At 69.3% G+C, this 19,952-nt stretch carries 9 protein-coding genes and 1 tRNA gene; 4 read left to right on the top strand and 6 right to left on the bottom strand.

The window, feature by feature from the left end; translation table 11 throughout:
- Window positions 1-17 precede the first annotated feature (17 nt).
- The 3 genes from BIX52_RS16240 to BIX52_RS16230 all read right to left on the bottom strand — a co-directional run bounded on the left by BIX52_RS16240 (window position 18) and on the right by BIX52_RS16230 (window position 4,072).
- Entirely contained in the window at window positions 18-1,103 is a 1,086-nt protein-coding gene (locus BIX52_RS16240) for an ABC transporter ATP-binding protein (RefSeq protein WP_075222156.1), read from the bottom strand.
- Window positions 1,096-2,820 (bottom strand): ABC transporter permease, encoded by a 1,725-nt coding sequence (locus tag BIX52_RS16235; RefSeq protein ID WP_075222155.1) that lies wholly within the window; start codon window positions 2,818-2,820, stop codon window positions 1,096-1,098. The genes BIX52_RS16240 and BIX52_RS16235 overlap by 8 nt, the downstream gene beginning before the upstream one ends.
- Before the next feature lie 136 nt (window positions 2,821-2,956).
- Window positions 2,957-4,072 (bottom strand): ABC transporter substrate-binding protein, encoded by a 1,116-nt coding sequence (locus BIX52_RS16230; RefSeq protein WP_075222154.1) that lies wholly within the window; start codon window positions 4,070-4,072, stop codon window positions 2,957-2,959.
- A 203-nt stretch (window positions 4,073-4,275) separates the two neighbouring features.
- Here BIX52_RS16230 and BIX52_RS16225 point away from each other — a divergent pair, with 203 nt between their 5' ends.
- Window positions 4,276-5,220 carry a LysR family transcriptional regulator gene (locus BIX52_RS16225; RefSeq protein ID WP_075222153.1) on the top strand — a complete coding sequence of 315 codons (945 nt, stop codon included), beginning with the start codon at window positions 4,276-4,278 and terminating at the stop codon, window positions 5,218-5,220.
- Window positions 5,221-5,698: 478 nt separating this feature from the next.
- Entirely contained in the window at window positions 5,699-12,400 is a 6,702-nt protein-coding gene (locus tag BIX52_RS23965) for an autotransporter outer membrane beta-barrel domain-containing protein (RefSeq protein WP_139312787.1), read from the top strand.
- Between the two features lie 207 nt (window positions 12,401-12,607).
- Here the strand turns inward: BIX52_RS23965 and BIX52_RS16215 are convergent.
- A tRNA-Ile gene (locus tag BIX52_RS16215) sits at window positions 12,608-12,683 on the bottom strand.
- Window positions 12,684-12,987: 304 nt separating this feature from the next.
- On the opposite strand from BIX52_RS16215, the gene BIX52_RS16210 reads away from it, so the two are divergent.
- Both BIX52_RS16210 and BIX52_RS16205 read left to right on the top strand, forming a co-directional pair.
- The gene (locus BIX52_RS16210) at window positions 12,988-13,209 is read left to right on the top strand and encodes a hypothetical protein (RefSeq protein ID WP_083551565.1); all 222 of its coding nucleotides are present in this window, start codon (window positions 12,988-12,990) and stop codon (window positions 13,207-13,209) included.
- A 7-nt stretch (window positions 13,210-13,216) separates the two neighbouring features.
- Window positions 13,217-16,330 (top strand): EAL domain-containing protein, encoded by a 3,114-nt coding sequence (locus BIX52_RS16205; RefSeq protein ID WP_083660366.1) that lies wholly within the window; start codon window positions 13,217-13,219, stop codon window positions 16,328-16,330.
- Between the two features lie 116 nt (window positions 16,331-16,446).
- On the opposite strand, the gene atzF is transcribed toward BIX52_RS16205, so the two are convergent.
- Window positions 16,447-18,249, bottom strand: a complete 1,803-nt coding sequence (atzF, locus tag BIX52_RS16200) for an allophanate hydrolase (protein WP_075222149.1) — start codon at window positions 18,247-18,249, stop codon at window positions 16,447-16,449.
- A gap of 4 nt (window positions 18,250-18,253) precedes the next feature.
- Entirely contained in the window at window positions 18,254-19,885 is a 1,632-nt protein-coding gene (locus tag BIX52_RS16195) for a dipeptide ABC transporter ATP-binding protein (protein WP_075222148.1), read from the bottom strand.
- Window positions 19,886-19,952 lie beyond the last annotated feature (67 nt).

Raw genomic sequence — 19,952 nt, 5'->3', positions numbered from 1 at the left:
ATGTGACCTCAGGTCGCTCAGTGGCCGGCGGCTTGCGGGAAGACGATGCCGGCGCTTTCGGGGATGTGGACGTGGATGTGATCGTTCTCGGGCACCTTGCGGCACTCCACGCGGAAGCGGCTTTCGCCGGCGCGGACCTCGAGCGTGTTGTGGGCGCCGAGGAAGGTGCGTTCCAGGATTTCGGCCGGGAACACGTTGGCACCGTTCGCCGCGGACGGGTCGACCACCCCGATCTGCTCGGGCCGGACCGAGACGCGCACCGCGGTCCCCGGCGCCAGCGGGCGCGGTGAGGGGGCCGACAGCTCCAGCCGCTCGCCCAGCCCGACGCGCACCGTTCCGTTGTCGCTGGCGAGCACGGTGCCGGAGAGGAAGTTGCTGGAGCCGATGAAGTCGGCGATGAAGGCGTCGGACGGCCGATCGTAGATGGTGCGCGGATCGGCGAGCTGGACGATGCGCCCGCCGTTCATCACCGCGATCCGGTCCGACAAGGCGAGCGCCTCCGATTGGTCGTGGGTGACGTAGACGGTGGTGACGCCGACCTGGCTCTGCAGATGGCGCAGCCACGTCCGTGCCCGCTCGCGCAGCTTGGCGTCGAGGTTGGACAAGGGTTCGTCGAGGAGCAGGAGGCCCGGCCGGTAGACGAGGGTGCGGGCGAGCGCCACGCGCTGCTGCTGGCCGCCGGAGAGGGCGTGCGGATAGCGGTCGGCGTAGGGGATCATCTCGACGAGGCCGAGCGATTCCTCGATGCGCCGCGCCCGTTCGGCCCGGCCGATCCGCCGCAATTTGAGCGGAAATTCCAGGTTTTGCCGGACCGTGAGATGCGGCCACAGGGCATAGGACTGGAAGACGAGGCCGATCTCACGCCGCTCGGGCGGGACGAAGGTGCCGGTGGTCGCGTTGAAGAAGTCGCGTCCGCCGAGGCTGATGCGCCCGGCGTCCGGCTTGTCGAGCCCGGCGATGGCGGCGAGCGTCGTCGACTTGCCGCAGCCGGACGGGCCGAGAAGGGTGAGGAATTCCCCGTCGGCCACGGTGAAGTCGACCCCGTCGACGGCGCGCACATCGCCGAAGGCGCGCACCAGGCCGCTGACGATGAGCTCAGCCATAGATTTTCACTCCGAGGATTTTGCGCGCCGCTGTGACGAAGACGACGGTGATGAGGATTTGCACGGAGGCGAGGGCGGAGACGGCGCCGTTGTCGCCGTTCTTCCAGAACTGCAGCATGGTGGTGCCGATGACTTCGCTTCCCGGTGCGTAGAGGAAGACGGCGGTGACGTATTCCTTGAGGAAGTGGATGAAGAGCAGCGCGTAGCAGGAGAAGAGCGCCGGCGTGAGGAGCGGCAGGACGATGGACCGCGAGGTGCGCCACCAGTCCGCGCCGACGGTGCGGGCGCTGCGGTCGAGGTCGCCGCCGAGCTGCGCCAGCGCCGGGGCCACGGCGCCGTAGCCGGTCGGCAGGTAGCGCATGATGTAGGCGATCATCAGAAGGCCGATGGTGTTGCGCAGCCAGCCGAGCGGCGGGAAGAGGCCCATGGCGTAGAAGATGCCGATGCCGGCGATGAAGCCCGGAATGGCGCGCGGCAGGACCGCCAGATGCTCGAGCTGCCGCCGCCAGCGGAAGGGGGAGCGGTTGGCGACGACGGCGACGAGCGCGATCAGAGCCGTGCCGATGGCCGCGCCGACGGTGGCGATGATGATCGTGTTCCAGATCGACCGCATGTAGACCGGGTAGGCGCCGAGGAGCGTGTAGTTGTCCAAGGTGAGGACGTCCCACAGCGGCATCAGCGGCGACAGGATGACCGTGAAGGAGCGCAGGACGAGCCCGCCGAGCACCAGAACGATGGTCAGCCCCACGTAGGCGAGCAGCACCGCGAAGGCGGCCCAGCGCCAGCGGCCGAGGGCGAAGCGGCGCGGCCGGGCGGCCTTGCCGCCGACGGTCACGAAGCGCTGGTTGTTGCGCATCAACCGGCCCTGCAGGACCATCAGACCGACGACGAGGACGAGCATCCCCACCGAGGCGGCCGCGACCAGGCCATAGTCCGGCGTCGCTTGGCCGAAGACCTCGTGATAGAGGTAGGTGGTGAACACTTCGATCTGGAGCGGCCCGCCGAAGACCAGCGGGATCGACAGCATCTCGATCGCGATCACGAAATTCATGATCACCCCGAAGAGGATCGCCGGACGCATCAAGGGAAGCGTGACGGTGGTGAGGATCCGCAAGGGGCTCGCCCCCACGGTGCGCGCCGCGTCTTCCAGGTTGGGGTCGGCGTTGCGGGTCGCGACGATGCAGTAGAGGTAGGCGAGCGGGGCCTGCGCCGCGCCGGCGGCGATGGCCATGCCGGTCACGGTATAGAGGTTCCATGGGTCGCCGCCGATGAGGCCGCGCACGAACAGCGTCACATAGCCGGACGGGCCGTACATGGTGAACCAGCCGAACGCGATGACGAGGTGGGACAGGAAGAGCGGCCACAGCAGCATTTCGCCGAAGAAGGCGCGGCCGGGCAGGTCCGTGCGGCCGACCAGCACCGCGGTGACGACACCGATCACCTGGGCGATGATCGTGGTCAGGATCGCGAAATAGGCTGTGTTGGAGACGATATCGCCGAGCCGCGGGGTATCGAACAGCCGGGCGAAGTTGCTCAGCGAGATGGTGGCGGCGGGGTCGTAGAGCGGCTTGTCCAGCACCGCCTGATAGAGCACGGGAAGGATCGGAAAGAGCACCAGGGCCAGGGTCGTCAGGGTCACGAGGACCTGGATGGCGGTGCCGCGATCGACCCTTGGCGTCCGCATCGGAGCGGGTGCCGGAAGGGCATCGATGGCCATGGTTCAACCTCGAAAGACTGGCGAGCGAGAGGTTCGCCCCCGGCCAGGCGTTACGCCGATGCCGGGGGCAGGGAACTGATCCGTCAGGGAGCAGGGACGCGTAGGCCGGACCCTCTGGCGGGGTCCGGCCGATCGCTCACTTCGGGGCGAACGTCGTCCGCCACTGGTCGAGGAAGGACTCGGTCGCGACCAGGCTCTCGTCATAGTCGATCAGGAGGATGTTATCCTCGCCCACCTCTTCGCGGATGGCGTCGTAGGTGTAGAAGGCCACGTCTTCCTTCTTCACGCCGTCCCGGTAGGGGGTGAGGCCGCCGATGCCGAACGCGGTCTGCCCGTCGTGGGACAGGATATAGTCGAGCATGAGCTTGGCCGACGCCGGGGCGCTGCTGCCCTTCGGGATCGCCATCTGTCGCATGAAGAGGGGCGTCCCGTCGGCGATGAAGTTCCAGCCGAGAAGCCGAGCCGTCGTCGCGTTTTCGAGCTTCGGGAAGAAGACGATGCCGGAAATGAAGTAGCCGATCGAATATTCGCCGGCGCCGAGCTTGGCCAGCATCGGACCGGAGGAGGATTCGGCGCGCGTCAGCGGGCCGATGGTCTCGAACGACGACCAGCCCTCTTCACCATGCTCGCGCAGATAGACGAGATCGATCGCCGACCCGAAGGACGTCTGGGCCGCGTTGTAGGTCGTCAGCTTGCCGCGCATCGCGTCGCCGGTTTCTTCGACGATGCGGGCCAGATCGCTGATCCCCTTCGGGCGCTGGTCCTCGGGCACGGTGAGCTTGTTGTACACGATCACCATCGGGTCGGTGGAGACGGTGTAGAGGTTCGGGACCGGCATGCTCCAGTCGGGCAGCTTGTCGGCTTCGGCCGTCTTATAGTCGAGGGCGTTCTCGCCCTTCATGAAGGTCTGCCAGCCGTCGACCGTCGCGCTGACCATCAAACCGGCCGTCTTCGCGCCGGAGTTGTTCTCGGCATAGTAGCGGGTGAAGACCTCGTCGCTTTCCAGGTCGAGGGTCGAGACCTCGATCCACGGATAAAGCTTGTTGAAGCCTTCGATGACAGGCGCCCAGTTGTACTGCGCCATGTTGGAATAGACGAGAAGCGCGCCTTCGCTGCGGGAGGCTTCGATGATATCGGCGTAGCTCTCCGGATAGTAGGAAGGCACGTCCTGAGCCTGCGCGGAGAAGGCGGCACCTACGACAAGGCACGCACCAGCGGCCACGCGCACCCATGCGCGCGAGCGGATAGTCATTGGCGTTTCTCCCGTTGTGGCGATTGTGGTCGCCGCGTCTTGATTTCTCTTTGGCCCGCCTCCCGTTCAACGCGCGGTGTCGGGGTCGGGCACTGGCGAGCATGAGCGCGTTTCTGCTAGAACAAAAATACTGATTTGATCTACGCATCATATCGAAACGGTATGGGGACGCCGCCGAAGCAGGGGCGGCGAGGGGAAGGCCCATGGATATCCGTCAGTTGCGCTACTTCGTCACCGTGGTCGAACGGGGCAGCTTTTCGGCCGCGGCCCGTCATCTGGCGGTCGCCCAGCCGGCCCTCAGCCGCCACGTGCGCGCGTTGGAGGAAGGCCTCGGCGTCACGCTCCTGCGGCGCGATGCCCATGGGGCCCGCCCCACCGAGCACGGCGAGCGCCTTCTCTACCAGGCGAGCTCGATCCTGCGGCAGTTCGACATGGTGCCCGACATCGTCGGCGGCGCGGACGGGCTGGTGACAGGGCGTGTCGTCGTCGGCCTCCCCACGTCGACGAACGCGGTGCTGGCGCAACCCCTCATCCGCACCGTCATGGCCCGGCTGCCGGGGGTGAAGCTCCACGTGATCGAAAGCCTGTCGGGCTACTTGCAAGAGTGGATCGAAGCGGGCCGGCTCGACATCTGCCTCCTTTATGATCCCCGTCCGACCCCGGCGGTCGAGCTGGAGACGATCATGTCCGAGTCGCTCTTCCTGGTCGGGTCGGCGAAGTTGGCCGAGGATTGGCCGGCGGGTGTGCCCTTCCGGGAGTTGGAGCGGCTGCCGCTCGCCATGCCGGGGTCGACCCATGCGCTGCGCCGCCTGATGGACCATGTGGCGCTCGAGGTCGGCATCACGCCCAACGTCGTCGTGGAGGTGGATTCGCTCAGCGTGATGAAGGCGATCACCGAGACGGAAGGGCTTTATACGATGCTGCCCACCGGGCCGATCCATGCCGAGGCGCAGGCCGGGCGCCTGTGTGCCCGCCGGCTGCTGGAGCCGGACGTGATCCGGTCCATCTCCCTGGCGACGTCGGCGTTGAGGGGCCGCACCCGCGCCTGTGACGAGGTGCGCCGGCTGATCGTCGAGATCGTCCAGGACATGATCCGCGAAGGCATCTGGCAGGGGGCCAATGCGCCGACCGAGCCGGACCCCGCCTGACGCCGCGGCAGGCCCACCGCGCCCGTCCCTGCGCGACCTGCCCTGACCCGCGCGCGCTGCTCTTCGCCCTCCGGCCCGGGCGGTGGGCCTTCACGTCACGATGGATGAGCGCCCGAAATCACATCACGATGATGCGATGTCGCGTCGCAATGTCTTGCATTCGTATCCGCAACCGCGAGATCGGCGCCGGGCTTTCGTGAGTTGTTGCGTGCATTGAAGCAAATCCAACTCGCGTCATAATGCTTGAAGGTTAAGTCATACGATCTGTTGCCGACCCGCAACAGCCACGAGCCCCCTGCGCAGCTACTCTCGCAGAGCCTGGGGATTGAGTATGACCAAATTTTCCCGACGTGAACGCTTGCAAAGCATTCGCTTTTCGTCTCACGAATATTTTGCCAGCTTGCAACATTACGAACCCTTTGCTGTCCCGCCTTCGCGGGGGCCGCTGTCCGCCCGTTACTGCCGCGCGGACCATCTGTTGTTGATGGCAAGTGTAGCGATCGGCGCACTGGCGGCGGGTATGGGCGCCGGCCACGCACAGACCGTTCAGAACGGCTACCCGTCGTGCCAGGATCCGACGCCGAGCGTTCCCAGTTCCTACACCTGCGTCATCCAGTCCAGCGCGCCTCCGCCCGATGGTGTCCTGACACGCTTCGTCGGCGCGACCGGCGCTCCCGGCGCGTCCGCCGGCCGCTACGCCATCACCAACAACGCCACCATTTCGGCGGACGACACCTACGGGCTCTACCTTCTCCTGCAAGGCGGCCCCGGCTCGACGGACCCCGGAGCCGGCGGCGACGGGGGAACTCCCGTCATCGTCAACACGTCCGCGGTCACGTCCTATGCGCAGAACCCCGCCGGAGGAAGCGACCTCGGGATCGCCGGCATATGGGACGATCCGGGTGTCGTCTTCGGCGTCGCGGCAGTCGGCGTCGGCGGCCTCGGAGGAACGCAGCCCCCCGGTGTCGGAGGGTCGAGCGGCGGTGCGGGCGGGAGCGGCGGAACGGGCATTTCCGTCACCAATTCGGGGACGATCACGATGTCCCCTTACGTGCTGCCCTATGGCGCCGTGGCGCTCTACGGCGCCAGCATCGGCGGCTCCGGCGGCGACGAGAACCAGACGGCGGGGACGCAGACGGGCGGCAACGGCGGCGTGGCGGGGTCGATCTCGATCAGCAACACCGGTCGCATCGACCTCAGCCAGCAAACCGCGGAAACGTTCGCCTGGGGCGTTGCAGCCGAGGGCATCGGCGGTGACGGCGGATCGAGCGGCGGGCTCGGCGGCGCCGGCTCCTCCATCACGATCAGCAATACGGGGACGATCGACGTCGCGCCGGGAGAGGGGATCACCGAAGGCGCGCGCGGCATCTATGCGATCAGCAAAGGTGGCGCGGGCAGCATCAGCCGGGAAGGGGTCGACGGCGGCGACGGCGGCACCACGGGACTCGTCAGTCTGACGAGCTCCGGCGACATCACCGTCACGTCTTCGGTGGTCGCTCCGTCGACCAGCGTGGTCGACGTCTCCGGCGGCATCGTCGTCATTCAGCAGGGCGGTGACGGCGGGATTTCCGGCGACACGTCGACGAACACGACCAACCAGCGCGCCGGCAACGGCGGCGCCGTGGCGAGCGACTACATCACGAACCAGAACCCGGTGATCGCGATCACCGGCGGCACCATCACCACCACCGGCGACAACCTGCTCGGCGTGGCGGGCATCAACCTCGGCGGCAACGGCGGCGAAGGGCGTGCCAAGGCGGACGCCGGCGCGGGCGGCGCGGGCGGCGACGTCGACATCATCGTGAGTGGCAACCCGACCATCACGACCGACGGCACCGGCTCGACCGGGTTGCTGGCCCAGTCGATCGGCGGCGGCGGCGGCTATATCGACGCCTCCAGCGGCATCATCGACTTGAATTCACCGGCGACCGGTGCGGGCGGCGCGGGCGGTACCGCCTACATCCAGACGCTCGCGAACGTCGACACCGGCGACACGAGCGGTGCCGGTTCGGTGACGACGCACGGCGACAACTCGGCCGGCATGGTCGCCCAGTCCATCGGCGGCGTGGCCGGCGACATGAGCGATCGGACGATCCTCTTCTTTTCGTCGCCGACCGCGGCGGGCGGCGGCGGCGCGCCAGGCTCTGCGACGATCTATAGCGGCAGCACGGTCACGACGACCGGCGCCAACTCGCCTGGCCTGCTGGCTCAGTCGATCGGCGGGGGCGGCGGGTCGGCCGGGTCGACGGGCGGCATCCTCGTCCTCGGCGGGGCTGGCGGCGACGGCGCGGGCGGCGGGACTGTCCTCCTCGAGAACCACGGCGACATCACCACCGGGGGCGATGCGTCCCACGGCCTCGTCGCCCAGTCGATCGGCGGCGGTGGCGGGATCGGCGGGTCGTCCAACGGCGTCCTCACCGTCGGCGGGTCCGGCGGCGGCGGCGGGCGCGGCGGTCGGGCCTCCGGCGCGCTCTATGCCGGGACGATCAAGACCAGCGGCGACTATGCATATGGCGCCCTCGTCCAGTCGGTCGGCGGCGGTGGCGGCGACGGTGGGAGCGTGTTCGACCTCTCCGCCGTCGCCGCGTCCGACGATCTGCCGGGCGCCAGCGTCGGCGGTGCGGGCGGCAGCGGCGGCAACGGCCAATGCGCGAACATGAGCTTCTCCGAAAACTGCACCATCAACACCATCCCGGAGCTGGACACCACGGTGCAGACGTCCGGCGCTAACGCGCACGCCATCGTCGTGCAGTCGATCGGCGGCGGTGGCGGTTCGGGCGGCGATTCCACGGTGCTGGCGGCCGGCAGCAGCATTTTCGAGGTGATGTCGTCCTATCGCATCGTCGGCGGCAGCAACGGACCGGAGGCGACGGGCGGCACCGGCGGCTCCGGCGGGCACGGCGGCGGCGCGGTGGTGAACGGCGACCCCTTGGCCGGCGGCGCCTACGTCCTCGCCAACGGGCTGACGACGTCCACCACCGGCTCCCACGCTGCCGGCATCCTCGCCCAGTCGATCGGCGGCGGCGGCGGGACCGGCGGCAGCGGCATCGCCACGAACGCGGACCTTGTGTTCTCACTGTCGACCGCAGCGGGCGGGTCCGGCGGCGACGGCGGCGTCGGCGGTGCCACGAATGTCGTTCTGGTCGACACGTTGATCAACCCGGTGCTTGCCGGGGTCACCTACAACAACGCCGTCACCGATGCCCACGGCATCGTCGCCCAGTCGATCGGCGGCGGCGGCGGCATGGCCGGTTCGTCCGTCGCGCGTGCCTTGACGCTGGCCGTCCCCATCGACGGCGTGGCGGTCGGCGCCGCCATCGCCCACGCGGTCGGCGGTGCGGGCGGCGGCGGCGGCGCGGGCGGCAGCACCGACGTCGCGCTCACGGGAACCGACGTCGTCACCTACGGCGCCGGGTCGATGGGTGTCATCGCCCAGTCGATCGGAAATGGCGGGGGGACGGGCGGCAGCGCCTCCTCGATGGCGGCGGTGATCGGCAGCATCTCCGGCGACACCTCGGTGGCGGCCTCCGTCGGCGCGTCGGCACCGGGCGACGGCGGCAACGGCGGCTTCGGCGACGAGGTGACCTTCTCGTTCGACCCGGACAGCAGCGTCGTCACCCACGGTGATCACGCCAACGCGGTCCTCCTCCAGTCGATCGGCGGCGGCGGCGGCAACGCGGGCATCGGCTCGGCCAACACCAACACCGGCCTGTCGGACTTCAGCTTCACCGGCACCATCGCCCTCAGCGCGCAAGGCGGCGAGGGCGGCAACGGCGGCAACATCGTCGCATCCACCGAGGCGGGGAGCACGATCCAGACGTCCGGGTCCGGTGCGCGCGGCATGGTCCTGCAGTCGATCGGCGGGGGCGGCGGCACCTCGCAGGGCGGAACGATCGGTCTGTCGGCCTCGGGCACGTCGGAAGACGGCGAGGACGAAGACAGCGATTTCTCCGCCCAAGTCACCATCGATGTCGGCCGCGCCGGCGCCAACGGCGGCAATGGCGGAACGATCTCCGGCATGCAGATCGGCGGCAACATCACCACGACCGGCGGCGATGCAGACGGCGTGCTCGCCCAGTCGATCGGCGGCGGCGGCGGCCTCGCCGGATCCTGGGGCAACGACGCCGGCGACGACAGCAACGACGGTGACGGCTTCGGCGGGGGTGACGACGACACCGACTATACCTTGACCGTCAACCTCGGCGGCACGGGTGGCACGGGCGGGAATGGCGGCACCATCGGCGGCACGCTGACCAGCACGGTTCGCACGAGCGGCGATTGGGCGGACGGCGTCGTTCTCCAGTCTATCGGCGGCGGCGGCGGTGTCGGCGCGAGCTCCCTCGCCGCGGGCAGCGATGCGACCGCCGACGCGAAAATCACGATCGGCGGGTCCAACGGCGAAATCGGCACCGGCGGAAATGTCGGCATGACGATCGACGGCGGCACGATCACCACCTCCGGCCATGCCGCCCACGCCCTCGTCATGCAGTCCATCACCGGCGGCGGCGGCATGGGCGGCGACGGGTCCGACCGCGCGTCCGGATGGCTGCGACTGGGCGCGACCGAAAGCGCCGTCGCCGCCGGCACCGGCACGGTGAGGCTCGACAACTCCTCAGCGACCCTCACCACCCAGGGCGCCGACGCCTATCTGGTGCTCGCCCAAGCGGTCGCCGGTGGCGGCGGGTATGCGGGCGCCGGCAGTGCGGCGGCCGATCAGAACCCGTCGAGCCACGCCATGTCGATCGCGGTCGGCCCCGTCGACGGCCCGACCTTCTTCAGCGAGCCGCCCGCCAGCAACACCGTCACCATCAACACCGGCATCGACGGGTCGACGACCGGGGACCGGGCCTACGGCATCGTCGCCCAGTCGATCGGCGGGGGCGGCGGCGTGGCGACGACCGGGTCGCACGAGGGAGTGACCGACGTCACCCTCGGCGGCGGGATCGGCAGCGGCGGCAACGTCGACGTCACGCTCTCCGGCACCGGGATCATCACCCGCGGAGCCGGTGCGCACGCCGTGATTGCCCAATCGATTGGCGGGGGCGGTGGCATCGGCGGCGCCGACGACGGCCGTGCCCTGAACCTTCGCGACAACGGCGCCCACGCCAACGGCGGAATGTCCATCGGCGACGGCGGGTCCGTCACCGTGCAAGTGGCCGGGGGAACGACCATCACGACCGACGGGACCGGGGCCTACGGGATCATCGCCCAGTCGATCGGCGGCGGTGGCGGTCTGGGCGGCGACGCCACGTCCACCGTGGCCGGGACGACCGGGAACGCCGCAGACTTCGGCTTCGGCGATCTGGCCTCCGTGACGGTGGAAGGTGACGTCACGGTGAACGGCGAGGGCAGCGTGGGCGTGATGGCGCAGAGCCAGGGGGCGACCGGCTCCACCACGTCCGTGAGCGAGGTGACCGTCACCGGCAGCGTCGCCGCCGCACAGGGCACCGGCATCGTGGTCGACGGCTACACGCAGATCGTCAACACCGGGGCCAGCGCCTCTGTCACCGGCGAAAAAGCGGTCGTCTACTATGACAACGGCGTCGCACAGAGCGTCGCGGCGGGACCGGCCCCGAGCTTCACCATACGCAACGCGGGCACCATCCGCGGCAATGTGGAGCGCGTCGCGGTTGAGGCGACGAGCCGCGCCCGGTCCGCGGGTGACGACCCCATCGGCGAGATCATCAACCGTCAGTTCGGCGTCCTGGCCGACGCTTCGCTCTACCAGGCGGACATCGACAATCGCGGCACCATGCGGATCGGCCGGACGGGGAGCGCCGACAGGCTGCGGGTCGAAGGCGACGTGACACAGTCGGGCACGGGCGTGCTCGTCGCCGACGTCGATTTCGCGGCCCGGAGGTCCGACCGCATCCGCGTGACCGGGGATGCGAGCCTCGATGGGCGCATCGCCCTCAACACCGCGAGCATCGTGGGCGGCCGTCCGCTCACCGTCCTCAGGACGCGGGGCACGCTCACCGGAAGGATCGAGGCGATCGACAGCCCGCTCTTCGACTACGCGCTGACGCGGTCCGAGAGGGAGCTGGCGGTCTATGCCGCGGATTCCGACTTCGCCGGACTGTCCGGCCGGATGACCGCGTCCGAAGAGGCGGTCGCCCACCATCTCGACGCGGTTTTCGATAGCCGGAACGACGACTTCGGCACGCTCTTCGCCGCGCTCGATGCGATCGCGGCCGTCAGTCCCGCCAACTATGTCGACGGTCTGTCGCAGCTTTCGCCGGGTGCCTCGCAGGCTGCAGGGGCGAACAACTTCGCGATGTCGAACCGCTGGCTCGGCGCCATGCTGAGCTGCCCGGTCTTCGCGGAAGGCTCGGCGGATTTGGACGAGGACTCCTGCATCTGGGGCGGGGCGAGCGTGCTCGCAGCCAATCAGTCGAACCGCGGCGGAGGTGTCGGATACGATGCTGACGTGTGGTCCCTTTCGGCCGGAGTGCAGGTGCAGGTCCGCCCTGACTGGTACGTCGGCGCCTCACTCGGATACGAGAACTCCTCCATCGACGGTTCAGGCGGGCGGCAGAGGACCCGCGGCGATTCGGTCGTCGGCGGGCTGTCCCTCAAGCACGACATCGGCCCCTGGCAACTCGCCGCGGCCGTCGCAGGCACATATGGCAGCTTCGACAGCCGCCGCTCCATCGGCCTGCCGGGATTTGCGAGCACCGCCCGCGGCGACCTCGACTCCGCGGCGATCGCCGGCCGGCTGCGGGCATCCTACGTTGCCTCCACCGGGGCCTTCTACGCCAAACCCCAGGTCGACCTCGACCTGATCTATTCCCATGCGGACGGCTACACCGAAAGCGGCGCGGGTATACTCAACCTTTCCGTGGACAGCATCGACGAGGTCGCGGTGCGCGCCACGCCGGCGCTGGAACTCGGCGCTCGGGTGGGTCTGGGCGAAAGCGCCTTCCTGAGGGCCTATGCGCGCGGCGGGGTGAGCTTCTCGAGCCTCGACGGTGTGACCACGTCGGCGCACCTCGCCGCGGCTGGCCCCGGCGTCGGCGACTTCGACACGACGTTGCCGGTGGCCGACATCGTCGGTCATGTCGCCGCCGGGTTGGAGGTGACGGGGCTGAAGGGCTTCGGGGTGCGGGCCGAGTACGACGGCGCGTTCGGCGACGGCTTCGACAGCCACGCCGGAATGGTGCGCCTGCGCTGGGATTTCTGATCCGAGCGCCCGTTCGGGTGAACTGAGCCCGCGAAACCGCTCGGCATCGTGAGAACCGCCGGGAGGCTCGGGCAGCGACGGCGCCGGGCGTCTGGCAGCACCAAGCTGAGGCCACGCGGCGAGGGTTGGGGGCGCAATTGCCGTCTTGCCGCCGATCGACGCCGCGGGGGCCGGTCGAGGCGCGCGCGGATGGCGTAGGACGCGGTGTGGTAGGGGCGGAGGGATTCGAACCCCCATCGGGCCGGTTATGAGCCGGTGGCTTTAACCGTTAAGCTACACCCCCGTGACGGCAACGCCGACGGACGTCTATAGCAAATCGATGCGCGTGTGGGAGGGGGCGTGCCGCACCGGGCGTGATTTCTTCGGCGCCCATTGCCGTCCCCGTCCGCCGCACGATCGAGGCTGCGGGGTCATGCCCCGTCTCCCCGACACACCTGCGGCGCGGCCGTGATGGCGGCAACAGCGCATCGGGGGCCCCAAACCGGGGCGCACGGCCCCGCGGATCCACCCGGCGGAACGGCAGCAGGCTGAGCCCAGGTTGCCAACTTAATCTTCGGCCGCTTTGCAATTTGGCCGCGAGATCTGCAATGACACCTCCGTCGATCGTCCTGTCTGTGGTTGGTGCGCTGCTTTTGGGCAGCGTCCTTTACGGCGACGGCCACGCGATTCCTGAGCTGGCCGGCCTTGTCGCAACCGCAGCAGCGGGGCCGGCGTGGCTCCTCGCCGCCGCACTGTGCCGTCAGGAGGAGGCGGCCCGCCGCGCCGTTCACGCGCGCAGCGCGCTCCTCGCGTCGCGCCGCATCGACTGAGCGCGCCATGCTGTCTGCTCCCCCGCCCATTCCCGTGGCGTTGCAACGCACCACCTCCAGCCTCAGGCGCAAGCTGACGGCCATCTTCGTCGTCCTGGCGATCGGCGCCATCGCCGGCGGGGCGATCGGCCTTCACTCGGTGAGCCGTGTCGCCAACAGCGTCACCGTCTTCACCGACGTCACGACGCCGATGCTGAGCGATACGCTCTCGCTCCTCGAAATCTCGCGCCGGCTTCGCGCGACGGCGACCGATGCCGGCGCCGACGGCGTCGTCGTCGTCGCGGCGGCGGATACCATCGAGCGCCTTCATCGCGAGGCGGACGAGCGCATCTCCAATCTGGAGCGGCTGAGCGAACAGGCGAACCTCGGTTTGCCGATCGCGGAAACGCGGGCCAGCGAGCGCGGCTTTGCCACGGCGTTGCGCAAGATGCTGCTGGCCCACTTCCGCCAGGTCGAGGCGGAGCGTGCGATCGGCGAGCTGAGGGGCCAGATCGAGGACGTCGTCGAACAGATCAGGACCGACGTCTTCGTCCTCCACGAACAGATCGAGCTCCAGATGAACACGGCGCGGCTCGCCGTCGTCGATGCGCTGAACGACCCGGCGCTGGAAGTCGACGAGCTGCGCGACCGCAGCCACCCGCTCTTCGCTTGGCTCATCAGCCTGCAGAGCAAGATCAGCCACCTCGAGCACGTCGTCGGCGAGGCCGGGGATGCGGTCGCCGATGCCGCGCGCTCCGGCGGCGATATCGACATGGAGCGGCACGAGGTGCAGGAGGCCTGGTTCGAGGCCCGTGATCTCGCCAACAGCATGCGCGCCGAGCTGCGTGCGGTCCCCGAAATCGGTTCTACGGCGACCTTCGACAGCCATTTCGCCACGTTCGGGCGCCTGGCTCTGTCCGAAGGCGGACTGTTCGCGGCGCTGGAGGATCTTGAGAATGCCCGCGCGGAGCTGGCCGCGGGTGACCTCGCCGCCGAGCAGATCCGCCTCAACTATTTCGACCTCCTGGAAAAGGTCCGCGAAGGCGTCATCAGCCTCAACCAGGAAGCTCGCCGCACCTCGCATTCGGTGATTTCGCAGGCGCTCATCCTCGTCGGCCTGACGCTGGTCGTCTACCTCGTGGCCGCGGCGGTGATCGGCTATGTCGTGGCCAGTCGCATCAGCGGTCCCATCGGCCGCCTCACGCAGCACGCTACACGCATCAGCCTCAGCGGCGACCTCAGCCGCATGGACGATGCGTCGATCGTCACCCGCCTCGACGAGATCGGCGCCCTGGCGCGCGCCTTCAATTCCATGCTGGCCGAGCTCGCCTATGCGCGGCGCACGATCTTGGAACAGTCCGAGGCCGAGATTCAGCTTCAGCACGACCGGCTGAAGGCGGCGCTGTCCAGCATGTCCCACGGCCTCATCATGCTCGACAACAACAAGGAGGTCGTCATCGCCAACGAGCGGATGGCGGAGCTATGGAGCGCGGACCAGAGCCTGTTCGCGCCGGGCACGTCGTTGCGCACGATCCTGGAAAGCTGTGCCGCTCGCGGGCTGATCGATTCGTCGGAGGCCTCCATCAACTCCATGGTGGCATCGGCCGACCTGCGTTACCCGACCTATTTCAACGTCGACTTGAGCAACGGCCGGGTGATTTCCATCTCGCACAAGCCGACGACGGACGGCGGTTCCATCTCGGTCCACGAGGACGTGACGGAGCGCAAGGCACAGGAGGCGCGCATCGCCTTCATGGCGCTGCACGACATGCTGACAGAGCTGCCCAACCGTGTCGCCTTCCGCGAAGGGTTGGAGAAGGCGCTGTCTCGGGCGGCGCGCGGCCATTCCATCTCGGTGATCTGCTTCGACCTCGATCACTTCAAGGCCGTCAACGACACGCTCGGCCATCCGGTCGGCGACGCGCTCTTGAAACTCGTCGCGGGCCGCGTGCGCTCGTGCCTGCGCCCGACGGACATGCTGGCGCGCCTCGGCGGTGACGAGTTCGCCATCGTGCAGTTGGACCTCGGTCAGCCCCAGTCCGCCTCGTCGCTCGCCGAGCGGCTGATCGCCGAGGTGAGCCGACCCTACGAGATCGACAGCCACAAGGTCGTCATCGGCGCGAGCGTTGGCATCGCCATCGCGCCCGACGACGGGCTCGATCCGGACGAGATCCTGCGCTGCGCGGACATGGCGCTCTACCGCTCCAAGGAACGCGGCCGCGGCACGCACAGCTTCTTCGAGCCGGACATGAACGACCGCATGCAGGAGCGCCGCAAGCTGGAGCTGGACCTGCGCGGGGCGCTGGCGGCGGGGCAGTTCGAGCTGTTCTACCAGCCGCTGGTGAAGGCGGAGAGCGGCAGCATCGGCGGGTTCGAGGCGCTGCTGCGCTGGCGCCATCCGGAGCGCGGTCTCGTCGCCCCGGCCGACTTCATCCCGATGGTGGAGGAGATCGGCGTCATCGGCCAGGTCGGGCGCTGGGCCCTGCGCGAGGCGTGCCTCGCGGCGGCGACGTGGCCGGCCGACTTGACCATCTCGGTCAACCTGTCGCCGGTTCAGTTCAAGAGCGGCCTTCTGGTGGACGACGTGCGCGATGCGCTGGAGGAGGCGCAGATCACCCCCTCGCGCCTGGAGCTCGAGATCACCGAGCAGATCCTGCTCGACGATGCGGGCGCGACGGTCCACACCCTGCAGCGCCTGCGCGACCTCGGCGTCAGGATCGCCATGGACGACTTCGGCACGGGCTATTCGAGCCTCGGCTATCTGCGGCTCTTCCCGTTCGACAAGATCAAGATCGACCGTTCCTTCATGCGCGATTTCGAGTCGGCGCAGTCGGTGGCGATCGTACGGGCGGTGGCGGGTCTCGCCAATACGCTCGGCATCGCCACGGTGGCCGAGGGGATCGAGACCGAGGAGCAGCTCGTCCGGGCGCAGGCGGAGGGCTGCCAGGAGGTGCAGGGCTACCTCTTCAGCCGGCCGATCGTCGGCAGCGAGGTGGCGGCGTTGCTGGCCCGCACCAGCGGTGCCACCCGCGCCGGGGTGCCCGGCGACGCCGCACAGGGCCTCGCCGACATTGCGGCGGAGGAGGCGGAGGCAGGCCGCGTCACACGGGTCCGCAGCGCGCAGAGCAGCGCGGCCCGGTAAATCGAGGCCCCGCAAGAGGTGGCGGCCGCGGTGGGCCGGTCAAGCGGCCCCGTAAGACGCGGCCGCGGCGGCGGACCGGTGTCGGCGCGGGCGGCCGGACCCGCCGCCGCGGCCGGTCAGCTCGCGAGGCGGGCCGCGGTGAAGGCCCGCCAACTCCCGTAGGACGTCACATCCTGCGCGCTGGCGGTGGCGACCGCCTCGCACACGAAGCCCTTCGGTGTGGTGCCGTCGGCAAGGCGGGTGGTGCCGAGGCCGAGCGGAGCCGGGATGCCGTCGAGGAATGAGCCGACCTCGGCCAGAGGCAGCGCCCACACTTCCACCGCGATCGCACCGCCGTTCGGCCCGATGCGCACCATGCCCGGTCGCATCGGCGGCCCGCCGGGGAGCGCGAAGAGGGCATATTCGCGCACAGTTTCGACCGCACGCAGGAACCGCCCGCCGCGCGACGTCAGCTCGCCGTTGAGCGCCATGCCCGACATGTGCGCGCCACACACGGCGATCTCGATCTCACCGGCGGAGGCGGCGGGGGGCGCTGCGGCCACCGGCGGCGGTACGGGGTGCGCGGTGGCCCCCAAAGTGCGGCGCCCGAACTGCTCCACCAGGGCGGCGAGACCGGCCACCAGAGCGTCGCGCCCATGCGGGGCGAGGAAGGTGACGCTACCCGGCCGCCCGTCGGTCCGGGGCAGCGACGGCACGGCGATGCCGCACATGTCGATGAGGTTGACGAAATTGGTGTAGGTGCCGAGCCGCGAATTCGGGCCGATCGGGTCGGCCTGGAGGTCCGCGACCGTGTAGAAGGTCGGGATCGTCGGCACGCACAGCGCGTCGACGGACGCCAGCACGGGCTCGACCGCCCGCTTCAGCTCGGCGAGGCGGTAGATGTCGCGGAAAGCGTCCGTGGCGGTGAAGCGGAGCGCCTTCTCCACCACCTTGCGGGTGACGGGATGCACCGCATCCGGCTGCGTGGCCAGGAGCGGTTCCAGCACCGTGTGCCGCTCGGCCACGAACGCGCCATAATACAGCATCTCGGCGATCTGCGTGAACGGCGTGAGGTCGAAGGGGACGAGGACCGCCCCCTCCGCCTCGAGGCTCGCCACGGTGGCGGCAAAATTCTCTGCCTGCACGTCGTCGCCGAAGAACTCGATGCTCGCAGCATCAGGGATGCCGATGCGCGGGACGGGAGGCGCGGCGGGCTCCGGCGTGGCGACCGGGCGCGAATAGGCGTCGGCCGGGTCGAAGGCGGCGGCGGCGCGGAAAACGGTATGCGCGTCCGCCACCGTCAGCGCGAAGATGGAAATGGTGTCGATGGTGCGGCAGGCCGGCATCATGCCCCCCGCCGACAGCGCGCCCAAGGACGGCTTCAGCCCGACGATGTTGTTGAGCGCGGCCGGCACGCGGCCGGAGCCCGCCGTATCGGTGCCGAGGGAGAAGGGCACGATCGCGTGCCCCACCGCCACGGCCGAGCCGGAGGAGGATCCGCCGGGCACGATGGCGGGGTCGACGCTGTTCTTCGGCGCCGCGTGGGGCGTTCTGACGCCGACGAGCCCGGTGGCGAACTGGTCGAGATTGGTCTTGCCGACGACTATGGCCCCGGCCGCCTTCAGCCGCGCCACCACGAAGGCGTCCGCCTCCGCCATGCGGCTGACGGCGGGGCAGGCGGACGTGGTCGGCATCCCGGCCACGTCGATGTTGTCCTTGACGGCGAAGGGGATGCCCCAGAGCGGGCGGCCGTCGTCCGGGCCGATCGCCTCGGCGGCGGCCAGCGCCTCGGTGAGCGGCGGCAGATGCAGGAAGATGCCGGGATCGCCCACCGCGTCGATGCGCCGGTACACCTCGGCGATCACGCCCGCGGGGGTGGCACCGGCGGCATAGGCCGCGCGGATGCCGGACAGCGTGAAGGGGATGTCGGAAAGCGTCATGAGGTCAGGCCGCAAGCTGGCGCACCGGCGGCTGCGGCGCGGCGTCGATCAGGGAGGCGGTGTAGGGATTGGTGGGCGCGTCCATCACCGTGGCGACGGGACCCGATTCCACGATGGCGCCGTTCTGCATCACCACCACGTGGTCGCACAGCAGGCGCACGACGTTGAGGTCGTGGCTGACGAAGAGATAGCTCATGTTGAGGCGGCTTCTGAGGTCGACGAGAAGGTTGAGGACGACCGCCTGGATCGACACGTCGAGCGCGGCGGTGGGTTCGTCCAGGATGAGGAAGCGCGGGTCCACGGCGATGGCGCGGGCGATGCCGACGCGCGCCTTCTGCCCGCCGGAAAGCTGGTGCGGGAAGCGATCGAGGAGGTGTTGAGGCAGGCCGACGAGGTGGGCGAGGTCGCGCACCCTCTCGCGCCGGGCCTTGCCGCCATCCCGCGTCATCTGGCGCAGCGGTTCCTCGATTGCGCGGGCGGCGGTGTGGCGCGGGTTCAGGCTGTCGGTGGCGTCCTGAAATACCATCTGGATCTTGGACCGCCGCGGATCCTTGGCGAACCCGGCGGCGGGCGCCTTGGCGAGGTCCTCGCCCGCGAACAGGATCTGACCCGACGTCGGATCCATCAGCCGCACCACCATGGATGACGTGGTGGACTTGCCGCAGCCGGATTCGCCGACGAGGCCGACCGTCTCCCCCTCGCGCACCATGAAGGAGATACCCTTCACCGCCTGCACCGGGCCTGACTTGCCGGCGAAGGTCTTCACCAGGCTCTTCACCTCCAGAAGCGGCGTGTCGGACGGGCGGTGCAGCGGCTCGGGCGTGCGCGCCTCGGCCGGCAGCAGGCTGCGGGTGGTGGCGCCAAGGCGCGGCGTCGCGTCCACAAGGCGCTGCGTATAGGCATGCTTGGGCGCGCCGAACACCTCCGCCGAGGGGCCGGTCTCGACGATCACTCCGTCCTTCATCACCGCGATGCGGTCGCAATATTGCGCCGCGAGGCCGAGGTCGTGGGTGATGACGATGGCGCTCATGCCGCGGTCGCGGATCAGCTCGGCGACGAGGTCCATCACCGCCTTCTGGGTGGTGATGTCGAGGCCCGTCGTGGGCTCGTCGGCGATCAACAGGCGCGGATCGCAGGCGAGGGCGATGGCGATGACGATGCGCTGGCACATGCCGCCCGACAATTCGAACGGGTAGGCCTCGTAGCGGCTGGCGGCGTCGCGGATCTTCACCGCCTCCATGGCCTCGATCGCTTTGGCCTTGGCGTCGGACCGGGTGGCGCGGTTGTGGCGGCGCAGAACGTCCTCGATCTGGTGGCCGACCTTGCGGATCGGGTTCAGCGCGGCGCGCGGGTTCTGGAAGATCATCGAGATCTCCCGGCCCCGAATGTCGCCCATCTGCCGCTCGGTCGCCTTGGCGAGGTCGATGCCCGAATAGGTGACGTCGGCGGCCTTGATGGTGCCGCCCGCGTCCAAAATCCGCATCAACGCGTAGGAGGTGACGGATTTGCCCGAGCCCGACTCGCCGACGATGCCGAGCGTCTCGCCGGTGCCGAGCTCCAGCGAGATGCCCTTCACGGCATCCACGATGCCGCGCCGGGTCCGGAAGGCGACGTTGAGGTCCTTGATCGTCAGCATGGAAACGCGCTCCTGATGCTGGTGAGGAGGGGGGCGCTCGAGGGATCCGGCCGGGTCAAGGGCGCCG

The sequence above is a fragment of the Acuticoccus yangtzensis genome (genome assembly GCF_001927245.1).
GTDB classification, from domain to species: domain Bacteria; phylum Pseudomonadota; class Alphaproteobacteria; order Rhizobiales; family Amorphaceae; genus Acuticoccus; species Acuticoccus yangtzensis.
Note: the sequence above shows the minus strand (reverse complement) of the source record. Positions and strands in the feature narration are given on the sequence as shown.